Below are 13128 nucleotides of genomic sequence, written 5' to 3'. Positions count from 1 at the left end.
GGAGGTAAACAAATTGAGTTCAGTTGCTCAAAAAAGAGGTTTTGGTGCAACGGTGTATGACTGGATGACATCCGTCGACCATAAGAAGGTTGGAATTATGTACCTTCTGGGCGGCTTGTTCTTTTTCATCCTTGGTGGGATTGAAGCAATGCTCATTCGTCTACAGCTTCTTACGCCAAATAACGATCTAGTCAGTGCAGGGCTTTTTAACGAGCTCATTACGATGCACGGAACGACGATGATTTTCCTAGCAGCCATGCCTATATTGTTCGGTTTCATGAACTATATTATGCCTTTACAGATCGGGGCACGCGATGTTGCGTTCCCATTCCTTAACTCGTTAGGTTTATGGATGTTCATCTTTGGAGGTATCTTCCTGAACTTGTCATGGTTTTTCGGCCATGTGCCTGATTCAGGATGGACTTCTTATACATCACTGGCGATTGCATCGGAAGGACACGGTATGGACTTCTATGCGATCGGACTTCAAATCGCCGGTGGAGGTACGCTGATTGCGGGGATCAACTTCCTTGTTACGATCATTAACATGCGCGCACCAGGTATGACATACATGCGTATGCCAATGTTTACATGGACGACGTTTGTAGCGTCCGCTTTGATCCTGTTTGCGTTCCCACCATTTACAATCGGGTTATTCATGTTAACATTCGACCGTATGTTCGGTGCAAACTTCTTCGATCATACGATGGGTGGAAACACAATTATCTGGGAGCATATTTTCTGGATTATGGGTCACCCTGAAGTATATATTCTTATTTTACCGGCGTTCGGTATTTTCTCGGAGATTTTCTCGGTTTTCGCACGTAAACGTCTCTTCGGTTATTCAGCGATGGTATTCGCTACCGTCTTGATCGGTTTCTTAGGTTTCATGGTATGGGCTCACCATATGTTTACGGTTGGTCTTGGTCCGACAGCGAATGCGATTTTCGCAGTAGCGACGATGGCGATTGCTGTTCCGACCGGAGTTAAGATCTTTAACTGGTTGCTGACGATTTGGGGCGGAAGCATCAAAGTGACAACACCGATGCTTTATGCACTAGGCTTCATCCCGTCATTCGTAATGGGTGGAGTTACGGGAGTCATGCAAGGTGCTGCACCGCTTGACTACCAATTGCATGACTCATACTTTATCGTAGCTCACTTCCACTACGTTATCGTCGGTGGGGTTGTATTGGCAATCTTTGCTGCTCTACATTATTGGTGGCCAAAAATGTTCGGTACGATGTTGAGTGAAAAACTTGGTAAAGTGACGTTCTTCTTCTTCTTTATCGGTTTCCATTTAACATTCCTGATCCAGCACTGGTTAGGATTCTGGGGAATGCCACGTCGTGTTTGGACATATATGGACGGACAAGGCTGGAATGCGGCGAACTATATCAGTACAATCGGAGCGCTTATGATGGCGGTCGGATTTACGGTTCTAGTCATTAATATCATTATAACAACAGCTAAAAATGTACGGGTTACGAATGACCCTTGGGAAGATGGCCGCACACTTGAGTGGGCAGTTCCATCACCACCACCATTTTATAACTTTACACAGACACCACTTGTACGTGGACTTGACACTGTGTGGATTGAAAAAATGGAAGGGAATAAATCAGGATTTACACCATCAGAACCTGTTGTGGATATCCATATGCCGAACGGTTCAATCATTCCATTCTTCATGTCATTAGGTTTGTTCATTGCTGGTTTTGGTGCGATGTACCGTGCAGAAACGACTTGGGGTCTAACGGTTCTTATCCTCGGTCTTCTACTTTCATTTATTGCAATGAGTCTACGCTCAGTGAAAGATGACCTTGGTTACTATGTGAAGAAAGAAGAAGTTCTTCGGGATTTGAAAAGTAAAGGGGGGTCTAACTGATGGATTTGAATAAGAAATTCACCCCTGAAACATGGCCGGATCATCCGGAGCAAGCTACACTCGAGGCGAAAAATAAATTTGTCGGTTTCTGGATCTTCCTTGCTGGTGAGATCATTCTCTTTGCAACATTATTCGGAGGCTATCTCGCGCTGAAAAACAAAGGGCCAAGCGGACTCGAATTTTCTACACAAAGTCTTTATGAATTGCCGCTTGTCTTCGTCATGACAATGCTTCTTCTGACATCGTCACTGACGAGTGTTTATGCGATGTATCATTTGAAGAACTACAATTTCAAAAAGATGCAACTTTGGCTTGCAATCACTGCATTTCTAGGACTTGGCTTCCTTGCACTTGAAGTGTATGAATTTACGCATTATGTTCAGCTTGGTTTCACATACAGTAATAGTGCGTTCAGTTCTGCGTTCTATACGCTTGTCGGAACACATGGTTTCCACGTTGCAGTGGGTCTTGTGTGGATTACGCTTCTCATCTTCCGTAATGCGAAGCGTGGCTTGAACTTGTATAATGCGACCAAGTATTATACGTTCTCGCTTTACTGGCACTTCATTGACGTAATTTGGGTATTCATCTTCACTGTAGTTTACTTGATGGGAGTGATAGGTTAAGATGGCGGACATTGAAGTTTACAAAAAATCAGCCCATGAGCTAGCGTTATCACATCGACGTGCAAGAAAGTCGATGCGCGGTCAAGTAATGATGTTTTCGCTAATGATTTTCCTAACGTTGATTTCATTTTCGATCGTCACTGCTTACCAACATGAAACACTAGGATTCTCTAGTTACTTTACCATTCCTGTAATATTACTATTTGCTGCAGTGCAAGTTGCTCTACAATTGTATTATTTCATGCATATGAATGAAAAAGGTCATAACGTAGCAGCATTGTTTATGTTTATCGGTGTGTTGCTTGCATTTGCGATGCTCCTCGGATATATTACAATCGTTTGGTGGTAAATAAATCAAAAAACCTGTAGAAGTCATTTGACTTTTACAGGTTTTTTCAATAAGAGACCGTTTGTCATAGTTCGTTCATTGTGTTCGGTCAACAATCGACTTATAATAAGATCAGACGATAGTGAAGGAGCGATTAGGACATATGCCTTTAAGTATATTTGGATTCCGAGCGCTATGGAGTCCTTGGTTTTTTCTGACACTGGTTCTTCTTGTGGTTTTATATTTTTTACTTACTGTAAAATGGCGTGACCGTATTGAAGGGGCAGTTCCTGTTACGCGTAAAGAAATCAGCTATTTTTCGATAGCTATTGTTTTGCTATACATTGTGAAAGGCTCTCCTGTTGATTTACTGGGGCATATTTTGTTTTATGTTCATATGATCCAGATGGCGGTCCTGCTGTTTGTGATAGCGCCATTACTCATTATGGGGATACCGAACTGGATGTGGCAAAAAGTATTGGATGCTAAAATCATTGGAGGAATCTTTAGGGTTCTTACAAAACCGATTTTAAGTATTATTGTTTTTGCGCTTTTGTTTTCGTTGTATCATTATCCGCTCGTTTTGGATGAAATAAAGTTAAACTTGATCTATCATTCAGTTTTTACGATCACCCTTTTCTTAGCGGCTGTTTTCTTTTGGTGGGCACTTGTTAACAAGATGCCGAACCAGAAAAAGATGCACAGTTTGTTGAAAATTGGTCTTATGATATTAAGTACGATCTTAATTACACCTGCATGTGCACTTATTATTTTTAATCCGAATCCGATGTATTTGACATATGCGAGTGGAGAAGCTTGGCTACAAGCGATGGCACTATGTGTTCCGGCGGGAATGCTTTCAGGGCTTGCCGGTTTAGGGATTTCAGGACCTGAAATGTTTTCGAATATGTCGACAATCTATGATCAGCAATTGGGCGGCATCATTATGAAAATTATGCAAGAGATCATTTATATGGTATTCCTAGGTAAATTTTTTATCACTTGGTATAAAAACGAACGAGATAACGCAGATGAAATAACAGAAAAAGCGCTTCTCGAACGTCAAAGATTAACGATGTATAATCAACCAAATCGATAAAGGGAATTTGAAAGATAAGGGGAAAAATGCATGAATGTACCATTGCTACCTACAATTAGTACGTTTTTGATTGTTCTTTCTGCTGTATTGGTTGCGGTTGGCTGGACCCTGATCCGAAAGAAGAAAATCGAAGCGCATAAAAATGTAATGCTAGCTGCTGCGATATCTGCGCTTCTGTTTTTGATCATCTATCTATCCAGAACCGTTTTTATTGGGAATACAGCGTTTGGCGGTCCAGAAAATTTGAAAATCTACTATACGATCTTCCTTATTTTCCATATATGCCTTGCGACAACAGGAGCGATACTTGGTGTTGTGACGATTTCTGCGGGCTTGAAAAATAACTTGAAAAGACATCGAAAGCTTGGTCCGTTAACAAGTGTCATTTGGTTCTTTACAGCCATTACAGGCGTTTTTGTTTATTTATTTCTGTACATTTTTTATGAAAGTGGAGAAGTGACATCCATGTTCAAGGCGATTCTTGGTTTTTAAATGAATTGTGTCACTAAAAAAGAAAAGCTCAATATCGTATCGTAAAAGCCTGGTGAAGTATTATTGCTTCCCAGGTTTTTTGATAAAGTGGAACAATGACTGTCTAAGTTGTAAAGTCGAACAACGACTGTCTAAGTTGTAAAGTCGAACAACGAGAGGAGGAGTTAGATGGATTGGAAAATCGATCGAGCATCTAAGAAACCTATCTATAAGCAAATTGCGGATTTTATAGAACAAGGAATTTCAACTGGGGAGTTTTCTTCGGAAAGCTTTCTGCCATCTGAGCGCATTCTCGCCAAAGAATTAGAGGTTAACAGGAGTACAATCGTAGCCGCTTATGACGAGCTCCAATCGCATGGTATCGTTGAACGTATAAAGGGAAGCGGAACGCGCATCAGTACGGATATTTGGGGAGTGTCCCACAAGCGCATCCCGAACTGGGGGCGTTATGTGGAAGACGGTTCTTTTTTACCTAACTTGCCATTTGTTCAACAGATTCAATCCGAAAGTAGAAAAAACAATGTTATTAACTTATCCAGTGGTGAATTATCACCAACATTGTGGCCGAGTGAACAATTCCGTTCGATATTCACAGACCAGCCATTTTTAGAGTCACTCGGTTATGATCATCCGAAAGGAAATGCATCCCTTCGTGAAACTATTTCAGCACATGTAAGCACGTACCGTCATATCGATACCTCTTCCTCATCGATTCTCATTACATCGGGCGCGCAGCAAGCCTTGCATCTTATTGTGCAGTGTTTATTGAAGCCTGGGGATGCGATTGCGATTGAAAAACCATCTTATTTTTATTCATTGCCACTATTCCAATCGGCGGGTTTGAAAATTTATCATTTATCAGTTGATCAGCATGGTGTCAATCCTGATGATATTGTCGATTTATATAAAAAACATCGAATCCGTATGGTCTTTTTGAATCCGGATTATCAAAACCCGACAGGTCTTACTTTGCATGCTGAACGTCGGAAAAAAATATTGGACATTTCATCTGAGTTCGGTATCCCGATTGTGGAAGATGATCCTTATTCTCTAACCTCTTTTGAAGGAAAAAGGATCTCTACATTGAAATCAATGGACGCAAATGGCACAGTTCTTTATATTAGTTCCTTATCGAAAATCGTAGCATCCGGATTGCGGATCGGTTGGATCATAGGCCCACCTCAAGTGATTGATCGGGTAGCGGACGCTAAGCAGCAAATCGATTTTGGCCACAGTATCTTTCCACAATGGGTAGCCAATGCGTTTTTGAAGGATCCTTATTTTGATGTGCATATTTCTATGCTAAGGCAAGCATTGAAAGAAAGACGCGATGAAATTGTCTCGTGTTTAAAGGATTTTTTACCGGAAGAAATCGAATGTATCCCTCCTGAGGGTGGTATCCATATATGGTGCAAACTGAAAACTGAAGTGGATGAAAACCAACTTCTTAAAGAAGCGATGAAGAGAGGTGTTTCATTCATACCTGGAAGTGTGTATGGAACAGACAAAGGCTATGTGCGATTTACGTTCGGAAGAGAAGAACCGGAACGTATACGGGAAGGGATTTCAAGGTTTGCTGAAGCATTGAAAGTATGTAAACAATCAAAATAGAGAAAGGGGATGTCTGATAAGTCCTTAAAATAAAACCGATGGAGAAGGATGACACGTTTTTCTCCATCAGTTTTTGTATCTTTTTGTTTTAGTCCCGAACCGTCCTCCGTTGTTACACAAATATAAATATAGCTATAAGAGTCACTATAACAATAAATGGGATTGATAAAACATAAATCCATAGCAGTTTAGAAAAACTCTCTCCACTCCTGTAATTTTTATTCATAGAATTAGCTGCGGAAATGGTCAAAATTAGTCCGATAGCTAAAATAATGAATACGAAAATGGTTAAAACTATAAGGGCTACCTTCATGCCTTTCTCCTTTTTAGAAATAATTTTTTTATTCTATACGTTTTAATTTTATAATAAAAAATATTTTCGAGAACCATCCAATTAAGGATTATTTAAACCAACCACTTTTATGTAGCGAGTATCTTGTCGTCGAGTGCCCAATAGTCTTGCGTGAATTGAATTAAAAAAGGGGCCGTCACGGAAAGTCAATTTTTACTGACTTTCTGGACAGCCCCTTTCTCTATTTTTTCTATTAATGATTGTTTTGTTGGAATTGAATCATGAATTCACTTAGTGCTTTGCACGCTTCGACCGGGACGGCATTATACGCAGATGCCCGGCATCCGCCAACGGAACGGTGACCATTCAAACCGACAAAGCCGGCATCTTTCGCTTCTGCTAAGAACTTTTTCTCCAATGCCTCATCAGCTAGACGGAATGTAATGTTCATAAGAGAACGGCTTTCCAACTCTGCATGGCCTCGGTAGAAACCATCGCTGTTGTCGATCACATCATAGATCAGTTTCGCTTTTTCCTCATTTCGTTGTGTAACGGCTTCTAAGCCGCCACATTCTTCGATCCAGCCAAGTACTTCACCGAGCATATAGATTCCGAAAGTCGGAGGCGTATGATACAGCGAGTTGTTTTTAGCATGTGTTGCGTACTTAAGGATCGTCGGATTGTCGGGGTTCGCTTTTTCCAGCAAGTCTTTGCGAATAATGACGACCGTTACGCCAGAAGGTCCCAGATTCTTTTGGGTACCCGCGTAAATAAGGGCAAACTTGCTCACGTCAATCGGCTTGGACATGATATCACTGGACATATCCGCAATTAGCGGGACATTTCCTGTATCGGGGTAGTCCTTCCACTGTGTACCGTAAATGGTGTTATTCGTTGTGATGTGAAGATAAGCATCATCCTCGTTGTAATTCAACTCATTTAGATTGGGAATGCGGTTGTGCTTATCCGTTTCTGTGCTAGCGACTTGGTAAGCATCGCCAAGTCGTTCAGCTTCGGCAAATGCTTTTTCCGACCAAACACCTGTCATAACATAACCCGCTTTTTTTCCGGTTTGTAAAAAATTTATCGGAACCATGGAAAATTGAAGGCTTGCCCCTCCTTGTATGAAGAGGACTTCGTAATTTTCAGGAATTGAATATAGCTTTTTTAGGCGTTCAATCGCTTGATTATGTACTTCTTCATACGGTTTGCTACGATGGCTCAGCTCCATGACGGACATGCCAGTTCCACGGAAATTGATCAGTTCCTTTTGCGCTTTTTCAAGAACGGCTGCAGGAAGTGCTGAAGGACCCGCGTTAAAGTTGTAAACAGGTTGAATCGTTTGCGTCAAATTTCTCACTCCATAAATTATGAATTTTTAGTTATACATAGGATTATACCTTATGGGGATAAATTTAGGTGTGTTATTTTTATGAATTTCATCTATTTAAAGTGGATGGTTGAAATCACCTTCAATTGGATGGTCAATTATTATTATTGTTTCTATAAACTGATAGGAGAACAGTGCATCATTCCAAATAGTACAGATGAACTGATGACACTTTTTTCTAAGCGATTAAAATAGGACTACTAAGAAGGAGGAAACGAAGCTATGAAAACGAGAGTAACGGAAATCTTCAGGATTAAGTATCCGATTGTACAGGGAGGATTTTCCTGCTATGCAAATGCTAAACTGGCGGCTTCGGTTTCGAATGCAGGTGGACTTGGACAAATTACTGCGGCAACGTTACGCACACCAGAAAAACTTCAGGAGGAAATTCGCAAAGTAGTTGCACTAACTGATAAGCCATTTAGCGTAAACTTTGCTTTTATAAGAGATAATGAAAAATATACGGAGTTGCTTGAGGTTGCTATAGAGGAGAAGGTACCGGTCATCACGATAACTGGCACAAATCCGCAGCCGGTTTTTGAACAATTAAAAGGAGAAAATATTCGGACCCTCGTTCTTGTATCAGGCGTTAGGCAAGCGCAAAAAGCCGAAGCACTCGGTGCGGATGCTGTGATGGCGGTTGGGCAGAGAGTCAGGGTAGGTTTAGACCGTAACAATATGAAGACAATGGCACTCATTCCTCTTGTTAGGGATTCTATATCGATTCCCGTAATCGCAAGTGGAAGGATTGGCGACGAACGCGGGTTATTAGCAGCTCTTGCATGTGGGGTAGAAGGAATTGAGGTTCACGCTTTATCATTATACAGGAGTGCATTCAAGCGGGCGCGGTATATAAGTAGGCACTCCCTTCACTTGGGTATGATTTGATACAGTGACTACAGGTAGGAATTGTGACGAGCCTCCTCCCGAATCGCCGGAATAGCTATTCCACTTTTCAAAGCAGAGGTTCGACCTGATAATACATAATAGATTAGAGGGATAAAAGAAAGTAATATTAAATTGATATATCGGGAATTAATGATATGATGACTGCATGGATATCATAGAAATTCTTAAAGCATTGTCTAATGAAAAACGGTTGCGGATTCTGGAGTGGTTAAAAGAGCCTGAAAAGTATTTTACTTCCCCTGAAGCTGAAGGGGCTAGTTTAGAGAAAGAGGGTGTATGTGTATCACAGCTGCATCAAAAGCTAAATGTAACACAATCAACGGCTTCCCAATATCTTTCTATGTTACATCGGGCTGGGCTACTCAAAGCGACACGCAAGGGAAAGTGGACCTATTATAAGCGTAACGAAGAAGTGATTAAGGAATTAAGCAATTACATTGCGAAAGAACTTTAAAGGCTTACAAGTGGATTGCTACAAGCAATTCACTTTCCTATAAATCAACATATTGAGATATTCGAATATGTTGATATGTGGAATCTTTTTTTTGCTGCAACAAATCGTTAATTCGTGATACGTTGATTCATTGAGTGTGGTTCTATGATTTCTGTTGGAAACACCCTAGAAGTTGAAAAGGGAGATAAATAACATGAACAAATTTGAAAAACATAATGGATATGCGAGAACATTTCAAGAAAATAAACTTACTTTAGGCTTGGCTGTTCCACTGGAAGCCTACCAAGGCAACGTTCCTGAAATGAATTTGGAACAACAAATAAAACTCGCGAAAATTGCCGAAGAGGCTAATTTTACTTCGTTAATGGTCCGAGATATCCCATTAAATGATCCCTCATTCGGGGATGTAGGACAAATGTATGATCCGTGGATATACCTGAGCCATCTAGCGGCGCATACAAAGAAAATTGCTTTAGGAACAGCAAGTGTCATCACGTCATTTCAACATCCATTAAATCTTGCTCAATCAGCGGCTTCCTTGGATAAAATCTCAGGGGAAAGACTTTTATTCGGTCTCGCGACGGGAGATCGTCCGATTGAATTTGATGCTTATCATATTGACCGAGAAAAAAGGGCTGAATACTATCGGGAAGCATTTTATGTGATGAAGGAAGTTTGGGCAAAATCATTCCCAACGATTCAGACGTGTAGGGTAAGTTTGACTGGTGGAACCGATCTTCTACCAAAGCCAGTTTTAGGTGATATCCCAGTATTTGTAACAGGATTCTCCGGACAAACATTGGAATGGATTGCAGAAAATAGTGATGGATTATTTGGTTATCCACGTAACCCAGCGCAACAAGCAAGCCTCATTAGCGCTTATCGTTCATTAACGGATGGCTTTAAACCTTTTGCCCAATCGCTCCATATTGATTTGACGGAGAATCCTGATGAAGGGCCAACCCCTATTCACTTAGGGTTCAGAAGTGGGCATAAATTCTTAATGGAATTTCTACATGCATTACAAGAAGCCGGTGTGAACCATGTGTATTTAAACAATAAATTTAGCCATCGTCCTGTAGAAGAGGTCATCCAAGAATTAGCGGAAGAAGTAGTCCCACATTTTCCGGCATTAACATAAACATCAAGGAATAGAATGCATACTTCTTCTATCCTGTACAATAACAAAAATATATAAATGAAAGTTGGAAAAAATAATGAGTCTGGATAAAACATTAACTTTTAGTAGAGGATTGACATTGAAAAATCGAGTAGTGATGGCACCAATGACAACAAAAATGAGTTTTTATGACGGCGTAGTCACACAAGATGAATTGAATTACTATTCGTTAAGAACGGGCGAAGTAGGTGCAGTTATCACGGCGGCAGCAAATGTTCAAGATGGTGGAAAAGGATGGGAAGGTGAACTGAGTGTTGCATCTGATCAGTTTATTCCTAGCCTTAGCCGATTGGCATCGACGATCAAACGAAATGGAACAAAAGCGATTTTACAACTTTTCCATGCCGGAAGAATGACGGATTCAACAATATGACGAGGTTTACAGCCTGTTTCTCCAAGCGCCATTGCTGCAGAACGTCCGAATGCGGAAGTTCCAAGAGCATTGACTGAAGAGGAAATTCTCGTTTTAATCGAAGATTTTAAAAAAGCAACTGCACGTGCTATTGAAGCTGGTTTTGATGGGGTAGAAATTCATGGAGCAAATACCTATTTAATTCAACAATTCTTTTCTCCACACTCCAACCGTCGTGAAGACCAATGGGGTGGAAGCTTAGAGAAACGATTTACTTTCATTAACCAATTAGTTGATGCAGTGACTGCTGTCGTTGACAATTCAGAAGTTCGAGATTTTATTGTCGGTTACCGTTTTTCTCCAGAAGAATATGAAGAACCTGGTATTAAAATGCCAGACACGCTTTACTTGGTTGATAAATTAGCTGATAAAAAGTTGGATTATCTGCATATCTCATTAGGTGACTTTAAGAAAGTATCTGTATCTGAGGAGTATAAAGAAAAATCAATCCTCCAATATGTACATGAGAAAATTAATGGTCGTGTCCCATTAATTGGCGTTGGAGATGTCCGTACCAAACAAGATGCAGAGGATACGTTAACGAATGCTGAATTAGTAGCAGTAGGACGTTCTCTCATCATAGATCCTCATTGGACTAGTAAAGTGCTTGAGGGGAAAGAAGACACCATCAGAACAGTTCTAGCTGATCAAGATAGAGAAGAACTCATGGTAGGGAATGGTATTGTGGACTTCCTTAGTTTTATGATGCCTGAACGATTACGCTAAACGGTAAGAGTGATCATTTTAGCGTAATTGATAAATTTTGTTGGAGTTTGCTTGACGTATGTTTTTCGTGAAATCATGTTATCATGATGGAAAGAATTAGAAGGGGGAGATTGTCATGAACAGGCTACAAGGAAAAACAGCGATTGTTACGGGTGCCAGCAGTGGAATTGGGGCTGCTATTGCTAAGGAATTAGCTATGGAGGGAGCAAATGTTGTCTTGGCCGCCCGCAGGCTGGAAAAATTAGACGAAGTAAAAAATGAAATTACAGAGATCGCAAATGGCAAGGTAAAAATAGTTGCTATTCAAGCGGATCTGTCCGTTCAAAGTGACGTTAATCAGCTTGTGGAAAAGGCACAAGCAGAATTAGGAAATGTAGATATTTTTGTCAATAATGCTGGACAAATGCGAACCGCTTCCATCCGATCTGGGCAGGTGGAGGATTGGGAGCAGATGATCGATGTGAATATAAAAGGTGTACTTTACGGCATTCATGCTGTGTTGCCATCCATGTTGAGCCGTTCAACCGGTCATATTATCAATATTGCTTCTGTTGCTGGTCATGAGGTTTCAAAAACAAGTACCGTCTATAGTGCTACAAAATATGCTGTGCGGGCCATTTCCATGGGGTTGGAAAAGGAACTTGCTAGAACAGGTGTAAGGATAACAAATATTTCGCCTGGAATGGTAGATACAAACTTGAACAGCAATCGCACTTGGAATGATCGTAAAATGCTTGAGGCAGCGGATATTGCAAAGGCTGTTGTCTATGCTGTTACCCAACCTGACTATGTGAATGTCAATGAAATTACAGTTCGTCCAGTGTAAGTAAATAGCAGGAGCTCCAGAAAGTAAGTTTTGACTGACTTTTTGGAGTTCTTTTTTAAAAGTGGATGAGGAAGAAATTGTTTAAGTGGATGGTTACAAAACTTATCAATTCATTAAAATAGATGTTGATCATATTTTTCTTATGAGAGAAAACAAGTACGTACAGGTAAATTATTAATTAAGGAGTTTAGACGAAATGACATGGCTGACAATTGCTATTATAGTAATCGGAACAATTTTAATATTTCTATCGAGTCCTACAAGTGCACTTGTAGGATGGGTTTTAAGTAAATTTGCACTTCATCCAAAACTTGATCCGAAAGATATTAGTGTAACATTTAACGGAATACACTTAGAGGAAGAAGAAAAAAATAGATTTAATAACTATTTTAACGAAGCTCAATTTTTAGAAAGAAACCACATATTCCCGGGGAATGAAGGATTGTTTCTCCATCCAGAGACTACTGTTATTCCATTTGTCATCAAAGTAAAAAGAAGAAAAAAAGAAATGAATTTTTTTCTTTATAGTTACGATGATCACGTTGATGTCGTCAAGCAGTGGAAGAAAAATGTTGCTTCTTTTAGCATTAGATCTGAGTATTTACAAAGTTTTTCCACTTTGAATAATATAAATGAAAAGGCTTGATAAACATCTTCTTAAGTATTCAATTTTGATAAAAAAATATATAATGTGTGAGAGTAATTATTAAATATTAACAAGTGATTGATAACAAAGAATTTAGCCCCTCGACTACGAAAACGGTCGAGGGGCTTTTTTAGTTGTATTATAAAGTGATTATTTATTGATGAAACAGATGTAATATCAATAATAAGTATTGTTATAAATTGTATATATGAGAAGTTTGTGAAGTAGTTATAACAGTAATAAAAATGT

Annotated in this window: 11 protein-coding genes and 2 pseudogenes; 12 read left to right on the top strand and 1 reads right to left on the bottom strand. The window is 39.9% G+C overall.

Annotated features, from left to right (window positions below; translation table 11 throughout):
* Positions 1 to 13: 13 nt before the first annotated feature.
* The 6 genes from MHZ95_RS02725 to pdxR all read left to right on the top strand — a co-directional run bounded on the left by MHZ95_RS02725 (position 14) and on the right by pdxR (position 6044).
* On the top strand, positions 14 to 1888 hold the full coding sequence (locus MHZ95_RS02725) for a cytochrome c oxidase subunit I (RefSeq protein WP_239388958.1): 1875 nt from the start codon (positions 14 to 16) through the stop codon (positions 1886 to 1888).
* Complete coding sequence (locus MHZ95_RS02720) at positions 1888 to 2514, top strand: cytochrome (ubi)quinol oxidase subunit III (protein ID WP_239388957.1); 627 nt, start codon at positions 1888 to 1890, stop codon at positions 2512 to 2514. Before MHZ95_RS02725 ends, MHZ95_RS02720 begins: the two co-directional genes overlap by 1 nt.
* 1 nt (position 2515) lies before the next feature.
* Positions 2516 to 2863: a cytochrome C oxidase subunit IV family protein gene (locus MHZ95_RS02715; RefSeq protein ID WP_239388956.1), complete on the top strand. Its 348-nt coding sequence runs from the start codon at positions 2516 to 2518 to the stop codon at positions 2861 to 2863.
* Positions 2864 to 3005: 142 nt separating this feature from the next.
* Complete coding sequence (gene ctaG / locus MHZ95_RS02710; protein WP_239388955.1) at positions 3006 to 3941, top strand: cytochrome c oxidase assembly factor CtaG; 936 nt, start codon at positions 3006 to 3008, stop codon at positions 3939 to 3941.
* Between the two features lie 30 nt (positions 3942 to 3971).
* The gene (locus MHZ95_RS02705; protein WP_239388954.1) at positions 3972 to 4433 is read left to right on the top strand and encodes a DUF420 domain-containing protein; all 462 of its coding nucleotides are present in this window, start codon (positions 3972 to 3974) and stop codon (positions 4431 to 4433) included.
* 168 nt (positions 4434 to 4601) lie between these two features.
* Positions 4602 to 6044, top strand: coding sequence for a MocR-like pyridoxine biosynthesis transcription factor PdxR (gene pdxR, locus MHZ95_RS02700; RefSeq protein ID WP_239388953.1), 1443 nt, complete (start codon positions 4602 to 4604; stop codon positions 6042 to 6044).
* A gap of 545 nt (positions 6045 to 6589) precedes the next feature.
* Here pdxR and serC read toward each other — a convergent pair.
* On the bottom strand, positions 6590 to 7687 hold the full coding sequence (gene serC, locus MHZ95_RS02695; RefSeq protein ID WP_239388952.1) for a 3-phosphoserine/phosphohydroxythreonine transaminase: 1098 nt from the start codon (positions 7685 to 7687) through the stop codon (positions 6590 to 6592).
* Between the two features lie 261 nt (positions 7688 to 7948).
* On the opposite strand from serC, the pseudogene MHZ95_RS02690 reads away from it, so the two are divergent.
* From MHZ95_RS02690 to MHZ95_RS02665, 6 genes and pseudogenes are all read left to right on the top strand, one after another.
* Positions 7949 to 8583: pseudogene (locus tag MHZ95_RS02690) on the top strand (NAD(P)H-dependent flavin oxidoreductase); the annotation flags it as partial.
* 197 nt (positions 8584 to 8780) lie between these two features.
* Positions 8781 to 9089, top strand: a complete 309-nt coding sequence (locus MHZ95_RS02685) for an ArsR/SmtB family transcription factor (RefSeq protein ID WP_239388951.1) — start codon at positions 8781 to 8783, stop codon at positions 9087 to 9089.
* 193 nt (positions 9090 to 9282) lie between these two features.
* Positions 9283 to 10230, top strand: coding sequence for an LLM class oxidoreductase (locus MHZ95_RS02680; RefSeq protein WP_239388950.1), 948 nt, complete (start codon positions 9283 to 9285; stop codon positions 10228 to 10230).
* A gap of 76 nt (positions 10231 to 10306) precedes the next feature.
* Positions 10307 to 11407, top strand: a pseudogene (locus tag MHZ95_RS02675) (NADH-dependent flavin oxidoreductase).
* A 115-nt stretch (positions 11408 to 11522) separates the two neighbouring features.
* Entirely contained in the window at positions 11523 to 12233 is a 711-nt protein-coding gene (locus tag MHZ95_RS02670) for an SDR family oxidoreductase (protein WP_239388949.1), read from the top strand.
* 196 nt (positions 12234 to 12429) lie between these two features.
* Entirely contained in the window at positions 12430 to 12879 is a 450-nt protein-coding gene (locus MHZ95_RS02665) for a YfmQ family protein (protein WP_239388948.1), read from the top strand.
* The last annotated feature ends 249 nt before the right edge of the window (positions 12880 to 13128 follow it).

Origin of the sequence: Sporosarcina sp. ACRSM (assembly GCF_022346545.1) — a bacterium.
Lineage (GTDB): Bacteria > Bacillota > Bacilli > Bacillales_A > Planococcaceae > Sporosarcina.
The sequence above is the reverse complement of the archived record's forward strand: the minus strand, read 5'-3'. Positions and strand labels throughout refer to the sequence as shown.